Raw genomic sequence first — 22477 nt, forward strand, 5'->3', positions numbered from 1 at the left:
AGCTGCACCGCCGCAGCGATGCAGTAAAATAACGGATAAAGGCGGTTAACTACAGCGCCTTTACAATGTCTTTGACCAGTTTGGGGCCTTGGTAGATAAACGACGAATATATCTGGATTAGAGACGCACCCGCGGCCAACCTGTCTTTGGCCGTTTGTGCATCATGAATGCCGCCAACACCAATAATCGGAATGGCGCGATCTAACGCTGTAGACAGTTTGCGGGTCACATCCAGGCTCATCTCTGTCAGTACTTCACCACTTAAGCCGCCGGCTTCATCTGCGTGTTTCAGCCCCTGAACCGCATCACGGCTTAGTGTGGTATTGGTGGCAATGACACCGTCCATTTTACTGTTGATCAGCGAACGGGCGATGCTATCGATTTCATTGTCAGCCAGATCTGGTGCAATTTTAATAAACAACGGTACGTATTTTCCGTGCGACTGACAAAGCTTATCCTGCGCTTGTTTCAAGCCATTGAGTAATTTGTCCAGCGCTTCCCCATATTGCAGGTTACGTAATCCTGGCGTGTTAGGTGACGAAATGTTCACCGTAATATAGCTGGCATACGGATAGACTTTATTCAGACAAATTAGATAATCTGATAACGCGTCCGCTTCTTCGGTATCTTTGTTCTTACCGATATTAATGCCAATAGGTCCGGTGAACTTTGACGCTTTTACCTGACTAACCAAGTGATCGACGCCCTGGTTGTTAAAGCCCATTCGATTGATGATGGCATGCTTTTCCGGCAAACGGAAAATGCGTGGTTTCGGGTTACCCGGTTGTGGCCTTGGCGTTACCGTACCCACTTCCACAAAGCCAAAGCCCATACTGCCGAATGCATCGATGCATTCTCCGTTTTTATCCAGTCCAGCGGCCAGGCCAACTGGGTTTGGAAAGCTAATACCGGCTACTTTTACCGGTTTCGCAATGGTTTCATTGCTGTAAAGCCACTTTAACGGTGTGTGCTGGGTGCGGTGTAACCACTTAATGGCAAAATCGTGGCTATTCTCGGGCTCACACTGCAGTAAAATTTTTTGAGCGATGGATTGCATGGTCTTTCTCTAACAAAAAGCCCTGTCAAAACAGGGCTTCGTCTTTTTTTGAATATGCGTATTCTAATGGCTAGACTTGGCGCTTAAAAGCATCAATTCACGTAAAGCCACAGAAAATTTTGCAAATTCGTGTGTGGAGCTGGTTTTGAACTCACTCATCATGTGATACCAGCGCTTTAGCAGCGCCTGATTATTGTCCATCCAGGTTTGCAGAATTTCATCTGCATCCTGGCTGTCAGGCCGAGTTTGAAGCAGGTTCAGTGTAATTGAACGCTGCTGCCAGTCTAACTCTTCCCGGTAAGATGCCCGGGCCAACGCCTGCCAATGGTTGCTGACATTCTGGTTGGTAATTTGCGCGAGGAACCAGTGTAGCTCTAATTTCGAACCTAACTGGAAGTAAAGCTTCGCAATCACCGAGGTATCATGGCTGTCCACATCATCAATTTGCGCCAAATCGAGACTTGAGAACAGATTCGAGAAGCTCGAGATCTGGGTGGCAATATCTTCTGGCACGCCTTTATCCACGAGTTTCGCCGTTTCTTTCTTCAGCGCGGCATATTCTTCTGGCACCAGATACGTTTGCATATTGGTAGCGAGATTGTCGAAAGTGGCGCGATACGCCTCAATCGCCGAGTGAATACCCAGTGACTTATTGCCATGGCGAATATACCAACGTGCTGTTCTACGCATAATTCGACGGGCACTTTCCAGGATCTTAAGCTGTAAATCAGCATCAATCACATTATCGAGTGCTTCAATTTTGCGCCACAGCGGGTCGATATTAAAAATACCTTTTACTACGGCATAAGCATCTGCAATTTCATCAACGGTTGCGCCCGTCTCTTCCTGCATACGGAACACGAAGTTCAGACCCATATCGTTAACAATATTGTTAGTCAGCTTGGTCGCGATAATTTCGCCACGAAGTGGATGCTGTTCCATTTGCTCAGGATACTTATCACGCAACACTGGTGGGAACGCATTAACCAGCAGCTTGCCGTGGTAAGGATTTTCGGTGATAGCAGGAATGTTAAACGCGTCTTTAAGCACCATTTTGCCATAGGCAATCAGTACGCTGAGTTCAGGACGTGTCAGGCCGCGATCTTTCGCAACGCGATCGGAAATCTCGTCATCCGTAGGAATGAATTCCAGTTCACGATTTAAACGCCCTTCTCTTTCAAGACCGTGAATAAAGCGCAACTGTTCTTTAAGCTGAGATACGCCAGCCCGTTCAGTAATCGAAATAGACTGGGTTTGACGGTAACAGTCTTCAAGCACAATGCGAGACACATCATCGGTCATATCGTAAAGCAGCTTGTTGCGTTGCTTAACGGTAAGATCACCGGCACTCACCAGGCTGTTAAGCAGGATCTTGATGTTAACTTCGTTATCCGAACAGTCTACACCACCCACATTATCAATGAAGTCGGTGTTCACACGACCGCCAGTGGCCGCATATTCAACACGTCCTAATTGGGTGAGACCCAAATTACCGCCCTCGCCTACGATTTTCGCATTCACGTCTTTACCGTTTACCCGTAAATCGTCGTTGGCGCGGTCACCCACTTCAGCGTGGGATTCTTTGTTACTCTTGATGTAGGTACCGATACCACCGTTCCAGATTAGATCCACAGACATCTTCAGAATATTGTGAATCAACTCGTTTGGTGTCATCGACACTTGGCGGGTACCCAGCCATTTCTTCATTTCAGCAGTCAGTTTAATGGATTTACTGGCACGGCTGAAAATACCACCGCCTTTTGAAATCAATGCACTGTCGTAGTCTTCCCAGCTCAAACTGGGGTTTTCAAATAAACGCTGACGTTCTTTGTAAGAACTTTCGGCATCCGGATCAGGGTCGAAGAAAATGTGCAGGTGGTTGAACGCCGCAATCAAACGCGTATGGCGGGACAACAACATACCGTTACCGAATACGTCACCGGCCATATCGCCAATACCCACGGCCGTAAAGTCGGTGGTTTGACAATCGATACCAATTTCACGGAAGTGACGCTTAACCGATTCCCACGCACCACGGGCCGTAATCCCCATTTTCTTGTGGTCGTAACCCACACTACCGCCAGACGCAAAGGCGTCACCCAACCAGAAGTTGTATTCTTCAGAAATGCCGTTGGCAATGTCTGAGAATGTGGCGGTGCCTTTGTCGGCAGCCACTACCAGGTACGGATCGTCTTCATCCAGTCGCACCACATCTTTCGGCGGCACAATTTCACCATTAACGATATTGTCGGTGATATCCAACAAACTGCGGATAAAGGTGCGATAACACGCCTGACCTTCCGCCTGGAATGCGGCACGACCGCCTGTGGTCGGCAATTGTTTACAAACAAATCCGCCTTTTGCCCCAACTGGCACGATCACGGTGTTCTTAACCTGCTGCGCCTTAACCAAACCGAGAATTTCCGTGCGGAAATCTTCTTGTCGGTCAGACCAGCGTAAACCACCACGTGCAACCTTGCCGCCACGTAAATGCACACCTTCAACCCGTGGGCTGTACACGAAAATTTCAAACTTCGGCAATGGCAATGGCATTTCCGGGATCATATCCGGGCTCATTTTGAACGACACATACGGCTTCTCATTGCCTTCGGCATCACCCTGATAGAAGTTGGTACGCAGGGTCGCCAGCATCATATCCAGATAGCGGCGAATGATACGGTCGTCATCCAGGTTGCTAACGTTATCCAGCTGTTTTTTGATGTCATCAAGCAGCGTGTCTTCTTTCTTCTTATTACGTTTCTTCGACGGGTCGAAACGCGTATCAAAGAAAGCCACTAACTTCTTGGCGATATCGGGATAAGCAGACAGCGTATTGGCAATGTAGTCGCGGCTAAACGAACTGCCGGTTTGACGCATATATTTTGCGTAAGCACGCAGAATCGTGACTTTTCGTCCGGTCATGCCTGCGCCCAGGATCAGGCGGTTGAAGGCATCGTCTTCCAGCGTATTTGCCCATACTTTGGCAAAGGCATCCTGGAACAGTGTTTGTGCCTGCTCCATATCCAGGTGACTACCTGATTTATGCAGCATGGTGAAATCCATAACCCAGTTCAGCGATGTATCTGAACAGTGCACCTTGTATGGACTCTCATCAATAACGCGCAAGCCAAAGTTTTCCAGCATGGGCAGCACATCAGACAGGTGAATAGGTTCAGCGCGGTGGAACAGTTTCAGTTTCACCACTTCGCTGCTGACATTTTCTTCCTGCGGACGATAGAACAACATATCCAGCGTATGGTCGTCGCTTAGCAGCTCAAGTTTCTCAATATCAATGAGCGCAGCGCTGGGCAGGTTTTGCTCCATATAGCTTCGGGAAAACGCATTCGTATACTTGCGCTCTAACGCCTTACCCGAGGCTTCACCGTGGGCAGCTTTAATCGCTGAGGCGAGGCGGTCATTCCAGGTTTTGCTCAGCTCGATGATGTTCTGCTCAATTTCCTTCACATCGTAATCCACATTGTTGTTTTTTACCCGGGCGATATAGTGCGTTCTGGCATAAACCGATTCTGAGAAGAAAGTGGTAAATTCCACGTCTTCTTCCGTACCAAACGAACGCTGAAGCAATGCTTGCGTATCTTTTCTGAGCTGCGTGTTGTAGCGCTCTCTGGGTACATAAACCATGCACGACAAGAAACGTCCGAACACGTCTTTACGCATAAACAGGCGGGTAATGCCCCGTTCCTGCATTTGAAAGATGCCCATAATGATCTGCGCCATCTCATCTGCAGGGGTTTGCAGTAACTCATCGCGGGGATAGGTTTCAATGATATTCACGAACGCTTTGTAAGCGTGAGTACCAGGCTCATAGCCAGACAACGAGCATATTTCACTGATTTTACTGGCCAGGACCGGAATTTCAGTGGCGCTGGAGTTATAGAAAGACGCGCTGTACAAACCGAGGAAGCGATGCTCGCCCACAACGGCCCCTTCTTTGTTGAATACTTTAACGCCAACATAGTCCATGTAAGCCGGGCGATGTACGCGGGCTCGGGAATTCGTTTTGGTTAGCATTAATGGTTTTTGACTCAACGCTTCGGCACGGGCTGAAGGAGGCAAATTAGAAATGAGTCGTTCGCGGTCACTGACTGACTTTTTCATCAAGCCTAGGCTGCTGTCATTGACCGGTATCCAACGGTAGTCGCCTTCAATGGCTTTGGCATCGTAATACCGGTAACCCATCATGGTGAAGTTATGGTCAGCTAACCATTCAAGAAATTGTACCGCTTGCTTTTTGCGTTCATCAGATACCTGCCAGTAGAGTTTACCAGCCGTTTTAATGACGGTCTCTAACTTTGTCGACATGGCTTGCCAGTCTTCTACCGCAAGAGATACCTCATCAACAACAGAACGAAGCTCTTTTGTTAGCAGGTCGATATCTTTCTTCGATGTTTGTCTGTCGATTTCGATAAACAACACCGTTTGTTTCAAGGCATGCTTGTCTTTGCTGCCGTGTTCAACGAAAGACTCTACCTGGTTTTTATCGTCGCGCTTCAACCAAACCGGGCTGTGAAGCATTAAGTGCGATGTGATGTTAAGACGATTAAGACACATGCGAACCGAATCCACCAGAAACGGCATATCGCGGACAATAATTTCTACAATGGTGTGACTGGAATGCCAGCCATGCTTGGCAATTTCCGGGTTAAAAACACGTATGTAAGGAGCTGAAGACTCAAAAGAAGAAAATACGTGCCATAAACTCAGCGTCGCACCGTAGAGATCGCTGTCGTTTCGATCTTCCAGGTCGTCATTTGAAATCGTTTTAAATAAATGTTGGCCAAATTGTTCTACCAACGCTTTTTGTTGCGCATCAATCTTTTTATCGATAAGTGAAAAAACATTATCAAGCAGCACCGACTGCCGCTGTGAGGTGACTGTCATGGTTAAACCTTAATTAGTCGTAAGTGCACAGAATCCCTACCTATTTTCGCTAATCTTCAGTCCTTTTTAAAGGGAAGTTTTAACGCTTTATTAACAGCATAGATAACTATGCAGAAAAGGCATAAAAAAAAGGGCCATCTGGCCCTTTTTTGTAAGTAACTATGCAAAAAAAGTTTTATGCATCAGGGTCATTTTTACTCAACCAGAGAAATCTGGACAGTGCTGGTAGCACAATAATGGCACCCAGCATGTTCACCAGGAACATAAACGTCAGCAGAATACCCATGTCCATCTGGAATTTTAGCGATGAAAATACCCAGGTACTCACGCCAACAGCAAGCGTAATCCCCGTAAACAGTACCGCACTACCCCGTTCTTTTAATGCATCGAGGTAGGCTTGCTGCACAGTGGCCCCCGCTTTGAGCTTATGACTCATGGTAGAAAGAATATAAATACCGTAGTCCACGCCAATCCCTACGCCTAATGCAATTACCGGTAAGGTTGAAACGGTAAGACCTATCTGCAGATACGTCATCAGCGCTTGGGCTAGAACCGATACCACATATAAGGGTAATACCACTGATAAGGTGGCTCGCACTGAGCGGAAACTGATCAGACATAAAATGATCACCGCGCCGAAAACGTATAGCATCATCGGCCCTTGGGCGGATTCCACCGCTTCATTGGTCGCCGCCATTACGCCAACCGGACCCGACGCTAACTTGAACTGCATGTCGTCGGTTTCATATTCCTTTCGGAACGTCTTTACTGCAGTGACCACCCGAGAGATCGTTTCTGCTTTATGATCTTCCATAAACAAGATGATCGGCATCACGGAACAATCGCCGTTAAGTAAACCCGATGACGTTGGCACCATGGAAATGTCTTGCGCCAACATCTGATTACTTCGGGGTAGCACCTGCCATTTAACGTTACCTTCATTAAAGCCTGCATTCACGTTTTTCGCCACTGATGCCAGTGAAACAGTAGACTGAATGCCCTCTACGTTAGCCATTTTCCACTGAAAATCGTCCATGGCACGCATTACGCCGTATGACGTACAGGCTTCGGGTGAGGTTTCCACCACCACTGACAGATAATCTACGGTGAGGGAATACTTATCAGTGATGAGGAAGGTGTCTTGATTGTAACGAGAACTCTCTTGTAACGATGGCGCACCCGCGTGCAGATCGCCTATTTTCATTTGCTGTGACTGGAACCAACCAAAAATGAACAGCCCCACAGTTACCAGCATAATGATGGTGGCCGGTTTCTTATTGGCACACGACGCAATGGCTTTCCAGAAAGCGGAGTTACGCTGTTCTTTCTTATTAAATTGCTTAACGTAGTTGTCGTTAAGAGATAGAAAGCTCATAAGCACTGGCAGTAAGATGAGGTTGGTAAGAATAATGACTGCCACACCCAAACTTGCAGTGATGGCCAGCTCACGAATAATACCAATATCAATCACCAGCAGCGTCATAAAGCCTACGGTATCCGACAGCAAAGCCACACCACCAGGCACTAACAGTGCTCTGAACGCGCTCATTGCAGCATGCTGCGCACCCATTCCAGCAACCACTTTTTTCTCTACCGCATTAATCATTTGCACACCATGGCTCACACCGATAGCGAAGACCAGGAAAGGTACAAGAATTGACATGGGATCAAGGCCAAAGCCCAACACGGTAAGCAAACCTAACTGCCAGACTACCGCCACCACTGAACATACCAAAGGCAGAATGGTCATCATGATGTTACGGGAGAAGAAGAACACCATCACGGCAGTAATTGCCAGTGCAATGGCAAAGAACAACACAACATCCTTCGCGCCATTGGCTACATCACCAATCATTTTTGAGAATCCGATGATGTGTACGCTCACTGAATCATTTTCAAACTTCGCGCGAACATCTGATTCTAAATCGGATGCCACTTGCAGCATATCCAGCGATTCGCCAGTTTTGGGGTCGAGATTCAGTAAGCGCGCTGTGACCATGGCACAACTGTAGTCGTTGGCTACCTGACGACCCACAATACGTGCTTTTTCCACGTTAACGGCAACTTGGTCAAGTGCGGCCTGACGGGAGGAATCGAAATCTGCCGGAATAACCGGACCACCAGAGAATCCACCTTCAACGATTTCAGTAAATCGGGTTGAGGCAGCAAACAAGCTGGTTACTGAGGAACGGTCTACACCGTTAACAAAGAACAGCGCATCATGAACTTGTTGGAGCGTGTCCATGAATTGCTGGTTATAAATATTGCCGTTCGCATCACAAACTGAAACCAGCACACTGTTAGCACCACCAAAGTCTTCGCGGTGATCCATGTAGGTTTTCATATACGGGTGATTTAGCGGCACGTTTTTTTCGAATCCGGCATCGAGGTGCATCATCGACGCCTGGAAACCGAGGTAAAGGGTGACAAGGGCGAAAAGCGCCACCACCACTTTTCGGTAACCGAAAATTAATCGTTCTAATAGCGTGGTAAAGCTAGCCATTTGTTATTTTATTCCGTTTCTAATTGCTGAATGCCATTTGCCGTTACGGCGATGAGATGGCCATTGAATCGCGTTACGTTCACAATACTGGCTTTATCTTTAGTTTGCTGGGCACTGAAACCATTTGCTGGCGTACATTGGCCAGGCGCGGCCCAAGGGTCGTAGATCACGGCATCGATGGGCTGTTCGAGTGTTACCATCATGCCGTTGTTGCCGTACAATTTGATGGCATCGCTGTTGTCGGTCAAAATTGAATTTAATGTACCGGATAAGCAAGTGGGCACTTGTTCCCATGCTTCATTGTTACGTTGAACGAACACATTCCCACGTAAGCCAGCTAACATAATGGTGGAATCGTTGATAAGCGCGACATCCTGAAACGAGCCCTGATACTCCATTTCCAGTCTTTGCCATGATGCGCCCATGTTGTCGCTGGTTGCCACCAGACCCGCTTCACCAACCAGGTACAGTTTATCGTTGATAACGCGTAGCTTATTAAAGTGCGGCAATATCAGACTTAACTCTTCTTCATAATATTCAGGCGAGTCTTGTTTTACTTCTTCCAGGTACTCTTGATCCATTGCACTTAAAATTGATGCGTGAAGCTCTTGCTTCCAGGTACTGCCGCCGTCGTTAGTGCGGAAAAACAACCCGTAAGCACCTACGGCAATGCCCTGCTGCGCATTAAAAAAAGTGATATCAAAAAAAGGCTTTTCCAGTTCGGGTTTTGCCATTTGCACTACCCAGGTTTTCCCCTTATCAGCAGAATACAGAATTGTCGCATCATGACCCGCTGCCCAGACTTTATCGCCTAATACCGTGACCGCAGTGAGTGTTGTCGTGGTCGGTACGGCCTGTTGATTGAAGACTTCACCGTCGGTAGAAGTAAGAATGTGACCGCGTTCACCCACAGCAACAACAAAATCTGAGTGGTCGATATCCAGAAGCAATGACTCGGTAACCCGTGGCGCCTGATAGGCTTCCTGGGCCTGTGCACTGAACACGGCAGATAATACGAGGATCGCCATCAACGTGCTTTTCATAAAAATTATTTTCCTAAATAGCGCATAGTGTTGAAAAAAGAACGGTTGGCATTGCCAACCGTTTTTTCATGGATGAAATTAACGGCCTCTCCGTCTCAGCGCGTTAGGGGTGAATTCTGATTCACGAGGACGGATAGTAAAGTCGTACATTTTAGTCTCGTTATCCAAGCCAATAGCCAGGTAACGTCTGGAGTTTAAGTCGTGATAAACATCCAGTGTTGACCATTGTGTTGGAACATCATAGTAATTGATGCCGTAAGCAAATGCGACACGGTAAAGCTCACCGTTTTTGTCGTACATATCCGCTTCCTGGATTTGCCAGCTATCTTCATCGATGTAGAAAGTACGCTTCTGGTAGATATGGCGGAAACCGTCTTTCAAGTTGGCTTCTACCACCCAAACGCGGTGTTTTTCCCAACGGGTCAGATCCGGATTAATATGATTTGGCTTGAGGATGTCTTCGTACTTCACCTCATCACTGTGCAAATCGTAATTATTGTACGCCACGTACATTTCTTTTTTGCCCTTCAGTTCCCACGTGTAGCGGTCTGGGGAACCATTGAACATATCAAAATCATCGGTGGTACGCAGACCATCCGCTTCGGTTCCCGGGGTGTCGTACGCAATTTGCGGAACAACGTTCAGGCGACCTGTGGCGCTGCTGTACTTCCAGGCTTTACGTGGCTCTTTAACCTGATCCACCGTTTCTTTTACTAGCAGAATACTGCCAGACAGCAGTGCAGGCTCGGTCACACTTTGTTTGAAGAAGAACAAGATGTTGTCTTTTTCCAGCTCTTCCGGCTTTGCGTTTTCGTCGGAATACTGGATAAGAAGCTTCTCATCAAAACCAATCAGGTTGTAATCACCAGATGAAGTTACCGCTGCCTGACCACCAAAACGCTGCACGGCCTGGCCACGATAACGCAGGATATGGTTCCAGATAGCCTCAAGACCATTTTGTGGCACTGGGAAAGGAATACCGGTTGCGGCACCGGTTACACCATTACCCGATTCAATCAATGCGGCGTTAACCGCATTTTTCTTGGTGGCATCATAAACAAACTGGGGGTTGGATGCCGAACGACGAGACTGATACACCGGCATGCGGTAAGTGTCTGGGTAAGTTTCAAACAGCTTAATTTGTCCTGGCGCCAGAAACTCTTCATATTCTTTATAGTTCGACGAAGTAATTTCAAACAACACCTTATCTTCCGGGAATGGATTGATATGGTGGTCACCCACAGAGTAACCCGCCGGTGCACTGGTAATGCCGCCGGTGTAAGCCGGAATGCTACCGTCCGCATTCGCTGACGCATCACCACCTAATGGCGTGAGGCTATTACCCAGTTTGTCAGCTTCCTGTTGACTCACCGCAGCCAATGCGGTGGTCGATGACAGGGCTAAGGTCATTGCAGCAGCGATAAGTCCTGCTTTTCTAAACATGCGATACTCCTTAGATCGAATACTTGATATTGAACGACACAAAATCGCGATCGGCTAACTGGTTAGTTGTTCCCAGGCCGCCCCAGAAGGCGCTGTAAGAGGCCGTCGCAGACCAGGAATTTAAATAGTTAAACGTAAAGGCCAGGCTGGCGGATTTTGAATCTTCCAAAAAGACATACAGTGGGTCCGGTGTGGTACCACTTACATCGTGAGAGAACGTGGCTCGGGTACGTAAGTTCACACCTGAGAATACGTTATTAAAATCGGCGACAGCCAACAGTCGATAACCCCATGAATTTTCGGTGGCAAAGGGGTTTGTTTCCGGCCCATTTGACAAACCAGTGTGTAAACCAAATCGTGGGTTACCGCTTTCCGTTGGCTCCAGTGACGGTGTTCTACCCGTTCCCGGCGCATTCAAACGCAGTACATTTGGATCGGGGAAGTCCAATACGCTCACGTAACCGACTTCACCCAGGAAAATCAGATTGTCTGTGCCCAGTGCAGGACCGAATACCTGGGTTAACGTAAACTGCGCCTGTACCGTATCTGAGAACACAAAACCTTGCGCGGTTTCACCAGGTCCTACCGCACGGTCAATATTGTTTAGCTGTGAAATGCCAGCCAGGTCCGGGCGATAGCCCGTGTTGGCCAACTGTTCTGGCATACCCATGTACAGCAGTTCAACATCGTCGATTTGCAATGGCTCATCTACACGGTAAGCAATTTCACCGGCCAATGCCCAACTTTCAATGTTGGTATTAAAGCTAAATCCGTACAGTTTAATGTCTTCAGGATAGTAGAAACGGGCTTCTGTAAACGCCTCTAAATCGGTGATATTGTCCCGGGTAATTTGATTTTGTGCGATGAGCGCTAAATCACTGGCAATACCGGCTTGGGTAAAGTCAGATGTCACACCGGAAATCAGTGGGCGCTGACTATGATAATTAATGTGGTAGAAGCCAAGTTCGCTGTTATTCAATGCCTCAGAATACCAGGTCAGGCGAACACCGTATTGACCTTGATCGTCGGCATCTTCATGAGCGTCATCAGAATAACCGCGCACTGCCACTTTGGTAGGATAAGCAAGATACGCTTGACCAATGGTACCTGCATCAGCACCCGCACGTAGGGCGTCACCCAAACCATTTAACGAGGTTAACAGGAAGTCCAGATCGATATCCGGGTTACCGGTAAAACCAAGCTGAATATTGTTAGCCTGACCGCCTTCACTGGCAAAATCGTTGGTAGCAAAATAGCTGCCTGCAACCGGCAACCAGCTGCGTTCCCACTCATACTGATAGTATGCAGAAATACTAACTTCGTCAGTTAAGCCCAAAGACGCGTACACCATGCCAACAGGAATAAAAAATTCCTTAATTTCAGCACCCGGCGAACGAGCACGGTTAACATCGATTGGGTTTGTGGTATTGATACCGTGTTGGATAAACGTACTTTCACCCCAACTCACGACTTGATCACCAATACGGATAGAAAACGGCTTGTCGTCAATCCAGAAGTCACCGTAAAAGTAGGAACTTAAGATACGAAAATCATTACAAAGCAACTCTTCAGCACCGGGTGACGCGCAGAGATCAGGCTTCTGCCCTGTGATAGGATTTACCGCGACATTATCGTTGTCGTTCTGAACGAAATCATAGAACCAGAAAGCGCGTGTAAAGAAACCCCAGTCGCCCATGTTAATGTCTAAATCATGGTTACCAGAAATCTGTGTTGAAAAGGCTTTACCCGGGTCCCAGGACAAATCGCCGAGGTCGTTATTCGAGGAGTAATCACCACTGGCTTGCGCCCACACATCTGCAGGCTGATAAATCACATTGGTCGCGGCGTTATACCCTGTCCAATCGAACTGTGGGTGGTTACTGTTACCAATAAGACGATAATCACGATCCTCAGTACGTATGCTTGTTGCTAAGGTGAAAGTAGAATCCAGAGTAATGGTTGCATCTCCGAATTCCCAGTTCGCGGCAGTAGCCGGAGAGGCTGTAGCAAGTAAGGCAATGATACCAGCGGCAACTGGTGTCTTTTTAAATGTGCTATGCCCGTTTATCATAGTTTTTATTCTCCTGATCCAGCGCTGACGATACCAGGTAACGACGCGCAGACGTGTGACCAACTTGGGTAGTTAACAAAATGATTACATCATTTTGTCAGTTTCGCAAGAACTAATCGTACCAGTTAACACCGGCAATAAAATTTTCTCTTTCAACTAGTTATTGAACAGGATCAGAAGAATCGCCAGTTTTTGGCTGAAATTATCGTAATCTTTCGAATGTTTTGATCTTATTTTCACCACTCACGACCAAGCGAAAACGCCCTTTCAGGCCACGACTGTCGATAAACGGACGCAGGCGGCTAACAGGAACTTGAACCCGAATGCCGGATTCAGAAAGCAGGATGGCAGACTGGCCGGCGCTTTGATAAAGCGCCTGGCAGTCTGTATAAGATAGTGACAAGGTAAAAAAATAAAAAGCGTCAGGTTTATTCACTTTTCTCGTAAGCCAGGCTTTTACTCACTTTTTCGAACACGTCCTTGCTTAACCCTTCATGATTAACGAGGCGCGTTAACTGCGCTTTCATTTTTTGCTGATGCTTATCCGCATAGTTTTGCCATTGCGTTAGCGGTGTCACGATGCGCGCGGCCACTTGTGGATTGTGTTGATCCAATTCAAGCAAATAATCGGTGACGTATTGGTAACCACTGCCGTCTGGCTGGTGGAATCCGACCGGATTGTAGAAAGCAAAACTGCCTATGAGCGCCCTCACCCGGTTGGGATTTCCCATGGTGAACTGAGGGTGGGATTTAAGCATGGTGATGTGGGCCAGTATATCTTCACGCTCAGTAGTCGCATTCAGTGCGAACCACTTATCTAACACCAGCGGATCATGATTCCACTTCTGTTCGAACGCGGTCATTAAGCTGTTGAATACTTCAGCACTACCGCTTTGGGCTGCACGCAATGCACCGAGCGAATCCGTCATATTATCAGCTTCAGCAAATTGCTTTTCGATAAGCGCTTCACCGTCGGCGGTGCGGGCAAGATGACCTAACGCCACATTTTTACAGCGGCGCGCATTCACGTCTGTCTGCTTATACGTATAACTGACTGACGAAAACCCGTTCCATACAGTTAATAATGCACTTTGCAGCTCTGACGCAAACTGCGCACAGAATGATTGACGGGCAGAAGCCAACGCGGCCACATCCACACCAACGCGAGTTTGGCATAAGGTTTCAAAACTTGGGATCGATAAACATTCGCCTAAAAGCTCATGATTGTCTTTTTCTGCGGCAATCACGTCGGCGAGTGCTTTCCACACAGAGTCAGGTACCGACTTATCGAGCTCAATTTGCGTGATACACCAATCATACAGAGATTGCATTGCATCCCAGCGATTGAAGGGGTCGTCTGCGAAACGAAATATTTGCAGCAGTTCTTTGGCCGAAAGTGGATTATCCACTTTGACCGGTGCAGAGAAGTTCCCTAACACAACCGGTAAACAAGACTCTGGCACATCAGAAAACATCAATGAAACGCTGGGCTTATCGAGAATAACCAAACCGTCTTTAATCAGGCCATCGTCATCGGGATAATGTTTGCCGGTATCGTCGATACACTCAAAAGCCACTGGAATATATAAAGGTTCTTTTTCTTGTTGGTTCGCAGTAGCAGGTGTGTGCTGAGAAAGCGAGATATGCAACGTACGCTTTTGTTTGTCGTACATGCGTGACACACCAACGACTGGCGTACCCGATTGACTGTACCATTTGGCAAAGTGCGATAAATCTCGCTCAGTGGCGGTTTGCATTGCAGCGACAAAATCATCACAGGTTACTGCCTGACCATCGTGACGACGGAAGTACTCATCCATGCCTTTTCGGAAACCATCAGCCCCCAGCAAGGTATGAAACATGCGTATGACTTCAGCGCCTTTATCGTAAACCGTCACCGTATAAAAGTTATTCATTTCGATAACTTCATCAGGACGGATCGGATGGCTCATGGCACTGGCATCTTCAGCAAACTGATGCTCTCGCATCACCCGTACATGCTTAATACGATTGCTTAACGCCGAGGTCATATCAGCACTAAACTGCTGATCACGGAACACCGTGAGACCTTCTTTCAGGCTCAGTTGGAACCAGTCGCGGCAGGTTACCCGGTTGCCAGTCCAGTTGTGGAAGTATTCGTGGGCAATGACAGATTCCACATTGAAGAAGTCTTCATCGGTAGCACTGTCTTGATCGGCCAGCACAAACTTGCTGTTAAAGACATTCAGGCCTTTATTTTCCATTGCACCCATATTGAAGAAATCAACGGCCACAATCATATAGATGTCGAGGTCGTATTCCAGGCCAAAGGTATCTTCGTCCCATTTCATTGCTCGCTTTAGCGATTCTAAGGCGAAGACACCTTTATCACGTTTACCTTTATCGACGTATAATTCCAGTTTTACGTCGCGTCCACTGGTCGTGGTGTAACTGTCTTCAAGTAAATCGAAATCACCGGCGACCAAAGCAAATAAATAGCAAGGTTTAGGATGTGGGTCCTGCCAGGTTACCCAATGCGTACCGTCACTCTCCTCACCTTTTGCGATAGGGTTTCCGTTTGCCAGCAACGTTGGATATTTTTCCTTGTCGCCAGATACGGTAACTTCATACTTAGCCAGCACATCAGGGCGGTCGAGGAAATAAGTAATGCGGCGGAAACCTTCCGCTTCACACTGGGTACAAAAAACACCGTTAGACAGATAAAGGCCTTCAAGGGCCTTGTTATTCTGCGGGTCGATTTCAGTTTCGACGGTGAGCTCAAACGTATCAGGCACTTCGGTGAGTGAAATTCCGCCTTCTACGTGAGAATAAAGGTTGTAGGCTTCGCCATTTACCGCAAGACTGAGCAACTGCATTTTTTCGCCATCGAGAAACAGCGGTGAATTATGGTCACCCACTCGCTGTACGGTAGACACGGTTTTGATACGTGTTGCAGTAGCATGAAGTTGTACATGCATGACCACATTGGTGATCGTGTACAGTGGCGGCTGGTAATCCAGCCGACGCTTAACATTAACGCTCATAAGAACCCCTTATAAAAGAAAAACTATGCGCGCTCCCCTTTGTCTTCACTGCTTGGGAACGGAGGCTCCAGGCGAAGGATCTTAATGCCCAGATACGCATAAATGACTGCGAGGATAGGATTAATTACGTTGAAGAACGTGTAAAAGATGTACTCAAACGGGTGCACCATCAAAACACCTTGCATGTAGGCACCACAGGTGTTCCACGGGATCAACGGCGACGTCAGTGTTCCGCCATCTTCCAAACTGCGGGAAAGGTTGAGTTGGTTTAATCCCCGTTTTTCAAATTCCTGTTTGTACATCCGGCCTGGCATAACAATGGACATATACTGATCGGCAGTCACCAGGTTAGTGCCAAGACAGGTAAGTATGGTACGGCTAATCATATCACCAGCAGATTTTGCGCCAATAAGGATAGCGCTCACCGCACGTTTTAGCAGCCCGACTCGCTCAAGTACCGCACCAAAGGACATGGCACAAATAATCAGCCAGATCGTATTCAGCATTGAAGACATACCGCCGCGGCTAAGCAGCGCATTCAGGTTTTCATCTGGGGTGGAGAAACTTACGCCATCGAACAACGCCGTCCAAACCACTTTCAAGGTACCGATGGCTTCTGAGTCTGCACTGTCTGCCATTCCAGCCACCACATCGCCCTGAAAGACAATTGCCCAAATTCCACCCAACAAGGCGCCAATTGAAACCGCAGGAAAAGCCGGCATTTTACGTACGGCAAGGGTTAATAAGACAACCAACGGGATTAGCATATACCAACCCAAATTAAAGGATTCAGCCAATAGCGTTTGCATTTGTTCGATACGCGCTAACGACGCAGCGTTCGTTTCAGAAAATCCCAGTATCGTGAACAGAATAAGGGCAATGATGAAACTAGGAATGGTTGTCCAAAGCATGTAACGGATATGCTCAAATAAATCCGTACCTGCCACAGCCGGTGCCAGGTTGGTAGTTTCAGACAGTGGTGAAATTTTGTCACCAAAATAAGAGCCAGACACCACGGCGCCAGCCGTAATCGCCGGTGACATATCCATACCGGTAGCCACGCCCATGAGCGCTACACCCACTGTGGCTGCTGTGGTCCAGGAGCTACCAATGCTCATAGCGACCACCGCACAAATCAAACAAGTAGCGGCGTAGAAAAACGAGGGATTTAACAGCTCAAGGCCATAGTAAATCAACGTAGGTACGGTGCCTGCTAACATCCAGGTACCAATGAGGGAGCCCACCGCCAGAAGAATCAAACAAGCGCCCAGTGCCATCGAAATACCTTTAACGATACCCGCTTCTATTTCTTTCCAGCTATGGCCGTTTTTCATACCGATGATGGCTGCGAGTCCCGTTCCTAATAACAGTGCAATCTGATTAGGACCGTAAGACGAGTTGTCTGCAAACAGATAAACCGCGCTTCCCATCATGATAACAAGCGCGACAATAGGAATAAGTGCGTCGAGAAGTGAAGGATCTTTTATTGTCTTTTTCATTGTAGTTATGACTCTTATTATGAAACTTACAGAACCGAACGAGTAAACATCAGGAAGATAACCACCGGACAGACGAACTTCACATACCAGGGCCAGATTTTCCAGAACACACTATGTTCCGCTTCCGCAAAGCCGTCTTTTAGCTCTTCGAGAATGGCATTTCTTCGCCATACCCAACCCGCGAAAATACACAGAACCAAACCAAGCAACGGCTGGCTGTACTCAGTGGTGGCGGTGATCACCAATACAAACAAAGCGTCGAAATTGAGAATAATGGTACAACTGGAAACAAAAATAATTGCCGCCATGATCCACACCGCGGTACTGCGTTTTTTCTTATGGTTTTCTACCAAATAAGCAACGGGTACTTCCAGCATAGAAATAGAAGAGGTTAACGAAGCAATCACCATCAGTGCAAAGAATGCGATGGATACGTATATGCCTACGGTGCCGATGGTGTTAAATAATGCCGGTAATACGGTAAAAATTAGTTGGTCGCCGTCTATAAGCGCGCCGTCTGCATTAAAGATTTCTACGCCGTTATTTAATGCAACGTACATTGCAGGAATGATCAGCATACCGGCAATGATAGCCACGCCGATATCTACCAGTGCAACCCACATACCGATGGAAGGCAGGTTTTCTTTCTTCGAAACATAAGAGCCGTAAACCAGCATGGTACCGACGCCCAAAGACATAGAGAAGAACGCTTGGCCCATGGCACTTATAAGCAAGTCTGGATCCGTCACGCGGCTAAAGTCTGGCAACAGGTACGCTGCCCATCCTTCACCTGCACCGGGTTGCAGACTCACATAAACGATCAACGCAAGAATGATAACCACCAGTGACGGCATTAAACGCACTGACCATTTTTCAATCCCGGATTTCACACCACCCAAAACGATGCCCGCCGTCATAATCATGAAACAGAGGCAAAATAGAATATTTCTGGAAGTAGAGAATTCCGTGATCCACGGTGACAGGTCGTTTAGCCCAAGCGCGCGAACAATGCCGTCTAAGAAAAATGACAACATCCAACCGCCCACAATGGCATAGAAAGCAAGAATGCCGGAAACAGTCAAACAGCCCCATAGGCCAGTTAGCGTTCCTGTGACGTTACCGGATATTTTTGTTAGCGCATCGACCATATTGGACCGGGTAGAACGACCAATGATCAACTCTGCCATGAGTACCGGATAAGCCAATACGAAGGCCAGTAGCAGGTACACTAATACAAATGCGGCGCCACCGTTGGTCGCAACTTGTGTAGGAAAGCCCCATATATTTCCCAGTCCCACCGCTGATCCAGCTGCAGCCAGAACGAAGCCTATCCGTGATGAAAATTCACCTCGCGTTGCCATGGATGTTTCCCTTTATTATTGTTGTAGTGTTTTATTTTTCTTATAGACACAAAAAAGGGGCTGGCCTTGGCACCAGCCCCTGTAGTCTTGATATTATTGCGTTTTTTGTTGATGAATTGCGTACTTACCGGTATCCAGCATATCGTAAGTGATATTTGCTGCTTCATCGAGGAACGGATCCAGTTCTTCTAAATCTTCAGGTAAGTCGTCTAAAGATTCCACCGGCTCTTTGCCCATTCGTGCTAAGCGCTCATTGGCACGCTTCAAATCGTGCTCGCGCGCTTCGTCTTTTTTCGCTTCGCGCTCGGACTTCACAAGAGAGATAAATTCTTTGTCTTTATTCTTCTTGTACTCATCAATATCTTCAGCAAGATAAATGAACTCGGGATCTTTCATCACCCGGGCGCTGTGCTTGGCGGCCAATACATCCAGTGCACTTTGGCTATCTCCAAAAGTGGTGTAATTAGCACGGTCGATACTGTCCCACGGTAACGCGTTTTCTTCCTGACTTTCTCCCCAGTCAGCCGGATCGATAGGTGACGGGTACTTAATGTCTGGTACAACACCTTTATGCTGCGTACTGCCGCCATCAATACGGTAGAATTTCGCAATGGTGAACTGAACGCTGCCGAGTGGATTTTCATAAAGGTCGTAAATCCGGCCTAAGCCACGATGCTGCTGAACCGTACCTTTACCAAAGGTTTGTTCACCCACAATTAAAGCACGACTGTAATCTTGCATGGCTGCCGCGAAAATCTCAGACGCAGATGCGCTGTAACGGTCAACCAGAACTGTCAGCGGCCCATCGTAGGTAACCAGCCCGTCAGTATCGCGATTAACACTTACCTTGCCTTCACCGTAGCGAATTTGTACAACCGGACCTTTTTCAATGAATAAACCGGTCAATAAGGTTGCTTCGGTAAGTGAACCACCACCGTTACCACGTAAATCAACAATGATGCCTTTAACGTCTTGGGCTTTCAGCGTATCCAGCTCTTTTTTCACATCAACGCTAAGGTTGTTGTAGAAACTGGGAATCGTAATAACCCCTAATTTCTCGCCCGCATATGGCCCTGTTTCAGGCTCATAAACTTCACCTTTCGCAGCGCGGTCTTCCAATTTAATCTTGTCGCGCGTCATGCTGACAACCGCCATAGATTTACTGTCAGAAGCCCCTTTTTGAACCTGCAAACGCACCGTGCTGCCTTTTGGCCCCTTAATCAAGTCAACGACTTCATCCAGACGCCAGCCAACAACATCGACGAATTCTTCATCATCTTGCGCCACGCCGATGATTTTATCTTCTGGCTTCAGTGCATTCGATTTGTCAGCCGGGCCGCCTGGCACAATACTTTTAATTACCGTGAAATCATCTTCACTCTGCAGTACCGCACCAATCCCTTCAAAAGACAGGTTCATTTCCATTTGGAAACGATCGGCGTTACGAGGGGAAAGGTAACTGGTGTGCGCTTCCACACTGCGAGCAAAAGAGTTCATGACGGTTTGGAACACGTCTTCACTTTCTGCTTGCTGTAAACGCTTAATTGCCCGCTGATATCGCTTGGTCAGTAAGTCTTTTGCTTCTTCCCAGGTTTTATCAGCCATGATCAGGTTCAGCGCGTCGTATTTAACACGCTGACGCCATAACTCGTTAAGCTCGGTTTCGTTTGCTGGCCAGCTGGCCTCTTCGCGATCGTAATAAAACTTGTCGCCTTCTTTTTCAAAATCGAATTCTTCGTCAAGCAAGCTTAACGCATACTCGAATCGCTCTACCCGACGCTTGGCACTCACATTGTACATGTCGTACGCAACCGACAAGTTGCCTCTTGCCAGCGCTTCATCAAATGCATCGCGATACTTTGCGAAATCATCAATATCAGACTGCAATAACACTTGTTTGTTACTGTCGAGCGAGCGCAGGAAACGATCGTAGATTTTTTCAGAGAGGGCGTCATCCAACGCAATTTCCTTGTAATGCGCCCGTGTGAACAGTGCCCCTACCCGTTTTGCAGCAACGCTATGTTGCGTTTCCTGCTCCAGTACCGGCAGCGTATCGTCTGCCTGCTCTGTGGTGGTAGTGGCTCCAGCTCCCACTCCTACGGTGAGGAATGCACTGGCAATGGAAATGCGAAGGAGTTCTTTCATATTACGACCTCTTGGTATTAGCCAAACGTAACGCGTCTGCGTTAACTTTCACCACCATGCCTGAATCGAGTTGAACGTGAATACCGTCTTTGGCTACTTCAGTGATAACTGCTGGCATTGGCGCTTTACCGAGTTTTACGGTAACCGCGGTGCCTGGCTGGCAATCTGCATCTGTTAATTTTGCAGGGGGTGTTCTAGTTGGTCTTTCAGAATTGGATTTAGTTCCCTTGTTCACCCGCGGCTGAGGCTTTTGGCCGTTTTCGCTACGTGGACGACGTTGGGGAGGTCGCTTATCGCCGGCTGGCTTTTGCTTAGCTTTGCGCTTTTCAGCCGCTTTCGCTTTGCTTTCATCCAACTGTTGTTTGGCGTGATCAGCGTGTTCCTGCTCAATCTGCGCGTCCTGATTACCATCGAGGTCGACACGATATGCGCCTTCCTTGATGCTGTGCAGATAGCGCCAGCTGTTAGTGTAATGGCGTAACGTTGAGCGCAATAGCGTTTTGCTTACGCGTTCTTCGTTTTCCAGGCGTGCAGCCAAATCCTGAAAAATACCAATTTTCAGAGGTCGAGCTTCGCCCTCGGTGGAAAAACAGTTTGGAAAGGTTTCTGCCAGAAAGGCGATGACTTCTTTACTGTTTGCAAACTTCTCTGTGGATTCCATCAATACTTTACGTGTGGTTAATAATCTTCTTCATTGTCAGCATCATCCCAAGTTGCCAGCGTGTGGTCAACCCAATCAAGCAATTCATCGTCCTCAATGTCCAATAAATTGCCGGTTTGATGCCATGTTTCCCAAGTGTAGTGCAATAAACGCTCAAGCCACTGGGTATCAACGTCTTCGTCAGCACGGTCGTAAATGCAGTGAAGAATAAAATTTATTCGTTCAGCAGCCTCTTCCGGCTCATCGAAATTGTCTTCCATGTCGGCTGGCGTTGCCAGTACAACATGAATGTCTACGTATTCTTTCATTGCTGACTGTCCATTAATGCAGCAGCTAAGGCTTCCAGGCCGATTTTATCGTCTTCGTCAAAGCGGCTGTAAATTGGGCTGTCTATATCAAGAACGCCAATCAGTTCGTTATTCAACACCAGTGGAATCACGATTTCAGAGTTTGAGGCAGCGTCACAGGCAATGTGACCATCAAAAGCGTGAACATCTTCTACCAGTTGGGTGGTTCGCTCGGCCGCGGCAGTACCGCACACACCACGTCCCATGGGAATTCGAATACAAGCCGGTTGGCCCTGAAACGGACCAAGTACCAGTTGTTCTTCTTTATAAAGATAAAAACCAGCCCAGTTCACGTTTTCCAAACGGTTAAACATGAGTGCACTGAGATTGGCCATATTCGCAATCAGGTCGGCTTCTCCGGCCATCAGGCCTTTAGCCTGGGCCAGTAATTCAGCGTAAAGCGTACTTTTCAAAAATTACCT

Annotated in this window: 14 protein-coding genes; all 14 read right to left on the reverse strand. The window is 47.6% G+C overall.

Annotation, left to right across the window (positions count from 1 at the left end; all coding sequences use genetic code 11):
- Nucleotides 1-49: 49 nt before the first annotated feature.
- A complete protein-coding gene (gene pyrD, locus BFC18_RS06785; protein ID WP_070124648.1) occupies nucleotides 50-1057 on the reverse strand; it encodes a quinone-dependent dihydroorotate dehydrogenase in 1008 nt (335 codons plus the stop codon).
- A gap of 63 nt (nucleotides 1058-1120) precedes the next feature.
- On the reverse strand, nucleotides 1121-5959 hold the full coding sequence (locus BFC18_RS06790; protein WP_070124649.1) for an NAD-glutamate dehydrogenase: 4839 nt from the start codon (nucleotides 5957-5959) through the stop codon (nucleotides 1121-1123).
- A 175-nt stretch (nucleotides 5960-6134) separates the two neighbouring features.
- The gene (locus BFC18_RS06795; protein ID WP_070124651.1) at nucleotides 6135-8462 is read right to left on the reverse strand and encodes an efflux RND transporter permease subunit; all 2328 of its coding nucleotides are present in this window, start codon (nucleotides 8460-8462) and stop codon (nucleotides 6135-6137) included.
- An 8-nt stretch (nucleotides 8463-8470) separates the two neighbouring features.
- Complete coding sequence (locus BFC18_RS06800) at nucleotides 8471-9505, reverse strand: YCF48-related protein (protein ID WP_070124653.1); 1035 nt, start codon at nucleotides 9503-9505, stop codon at nucleotides 8471-8473.
- Between the two features lie 78 nt (nucleotides 9506-9583).
- Nucleotides 9584-10948 carry a DUF1329 domain-containing protein gene (locus BFC18_RS06805; protein WP_070124655.1) on the reverse strand — a complete coding sequence of 455 codons (1365 nt, stop codon included), beginning with the start codon at nucleotides 10946-10948 and terminating at the stop codon, nucleotides 9584-9586.
- 10 nt (nucleotides 10949-10958) lie between these two features.
- On the reverse strand, nucleotides 10959-13019 hold the full coding sequence (locus BFC18_RS06810) for a DUF1302 domain-containing protein (RefSeq protein ID WP_070124657.1): 2061 nt from the start codon (nucleotides 13017-13019) through the stop codon (nucleotides 10959-10961).
- Between the two features lie 202 nt (nucleotides 13020-13221).
- A complete protein-coding gene (locus BFC18_RS06815) occupies nucleotides 13222-13455 on the reverse strand; it encodes a DUF2835 family protein (RefSeq protein ID WP_070124659.1) in 234 nt (77 codons plus the stop codon).
- On the reverse strand, nucleotides 13448-16042 hold the full coding sequence (gene pepN / locus BFC18_RS06820; protein ID WP_070124661.1) for an aminopeptidase N: 2595 nt from the start codon (nucleotides 16040-16042) through the stop codon (nucleotides 13448-13450). The genes BFC18_RS06815 and pepN overlap by 8 nt, the downstream gene beginning before the upstream one ends.
- Before the next feature lie 23 nt (nucleotides 16043-16065).
- A complete protein-coding gene (nhaC, locus tag BFC18_RS06825) occupies nucleotides 16066-17541 on the reverse strand; it encodes a Na+/H+ antiporter NhaC (protein ID WP_070124663.1) in 1476 nt (491 codons plus the stop codon).
- Between the two features lie 26 nt (nucleotides 17542-17567).
- Nucleotides 17568-18902, reverse strand: coding sequence for a sodium-dependent transporter (locus BFC18_RS06830; protein WP_070124665.1), 1335 nt, complete (start codon nucleotides 18900-18902; stop codon nucleotides 17568-17570).
- A gap of 93 nt (nucleotides 18903-18995) precedes the next feature.
- The gene (prc, locus tag BFC18_RS06835) at nucleotides 18996-21047 is read right to left on the reverse strand and encodes a carboxy terminal-processing peptidase (RefSeq protein WP_070124666.1); all 2052 of its coding nucleotides are present in this window, start codon (nucleotides 21045-21047) and stop codon (nucleotides 18996-18998) included.
- Nucleotide 21048: 1 nt separating this feature from the next.
- On the reverse strand, nucleotides 21049-21708 hold the full coding sequence (gene proQ / locus BFC18_RS06840) for an RNA chaperone ProQ (protein ID WP_070124667.1): 660 nt from the start codon (nucleotides 21706-21708) through the stop codon (nucleotides 21049-21051).
- Between the two features lie 17 nt (nucleotides 21709-21725).
- Nucleotides 21726-22016 carry a hypothetical protein gene (locus tag BFC18_RS06845; protein WP_070124669.1) on the reverse strand — a complete coding sequence of 97 codons (291 nt, stop codon included), beginning with the start codon at nucleotides 22014-22016 and terminating at the stop codon, nucleotides 21726-21728.
- On the reverse strand, nucleotides 22013-22468 hold the full coding sequence (locus BFC18_RS06850) for a GAF domain-containing protein (protein ID WP_070124670.1): 456 nt from the start codon (nucleotides 22466-22468) through the stop codon (nucleotides 22013-22015). The genes BFC18_RS06845 and BFC18_RS06850 overlap by 4 nt, the downstream gene beginning before the upstream one ends.
- Nucleotides 22469-22477: the final 9 nt, after the last annotated feature.

This window comes from Alteromonas confluentis, assembly GCF_001757105.1.
In the GTDB taxonomy this organism is placed as follows: Bacteria; Pseudomonadota; Gammaproteobacteria; order Enterobacterales; family Alteromonadaceae; genus Alteromonas; species Alteromonas confluentis.

What these genes read in the sequence shown, in the direction of transcription:
- BFC18_RS06790 (WP_070124649.1), bottom strand. Translation starts at nt 5,959, where the DNA reads ATGACAGTCACCTCACAGCGGCAGTCGGTGCTGCTTGATAATGTTTTT.
- BFC18_RS06810 (WP_070124657.1), bottom strand. Translation starts at nt 13,019, where the DNA reads ATGATAAACGGGCATAGCACATTTAAAAAGACACCAGTTGCCGCTGGT.
- proQ (WP_070124667.1), bottom strand. Translation starts at nt 21,708, where the DNA reads ATGGAATCCACAGAGAAGTTTGCAAACAGTAAAGAAGTCATCGCCTTT.
- pepN (WP_070124661.1), bottom strand. Translation starts at nt 16,042, where the DNA reads ATGAGCGTTAATGTTAAGCGTCGGCTGGATTACCAGCCGCCACTGTAC.
- BFC18_RS06805 (WP_070124655.1), bottom strand. Translation starts at nt 10,948, where the DNA reads ATGTTTAGAAAAGCAGGACTTATCGCTGCTGCAATGACCTTAGCCCTG.
- prc (WP_070124666.1), bottom strand. Translation starts at nt 21,047, where the DNA reads ATGAAAGAACTCCTTCGCATTTCCATTGCCAGTGCATTCCTCACCGTA.
- nhaC (WP_070124663.1), bottom strand. Translation starts at nt 17,541, where the DNA reads ATGAAAAAGACAATAAAAGATCCTTCACTTCTCGACGCACTTATTCCT.
- BFC18_RS06800 (WP_070124653.1), bottom strand. Translation starts at nt 9,505, where the DNA reads ATGAAAAGCACGTTGATGGCGATCCTCGTATTATCTGCCGTGTTCAGT.
- BFC18_RS06795 (WP_070124651.1), bottom strand. Translation starts at nt 8,462, where the DNA reads ATGGCTAGCTTTACCACGCTATTAGAACGATTAATTTTCGGTTACCGA.
- pyrD (WP_070124648.1), bottom strand. Translation starts at nt 1,057, where the DNA reads ATGCAATCCATCGCTCAAAAAATTTTACTGCAGTGTGAGCCCGAGAAT.
- BFC18_RS06830 (WP_070124665.1), bottom strand. Translation starts at nt 18,902, where the DNA reads ATGGCAACGCGAGGTGAATTTTCATCACGGATAGGCTTCGTTCTGGCT.
- BFC18_RS06845 (WP_070124669.1), bottom strand. Translation starts at nt 22,016, where the DNA reads ATGAAAGAATACGTAGACATTCATGTTGTACTGGCAACGCCAGCCGAC.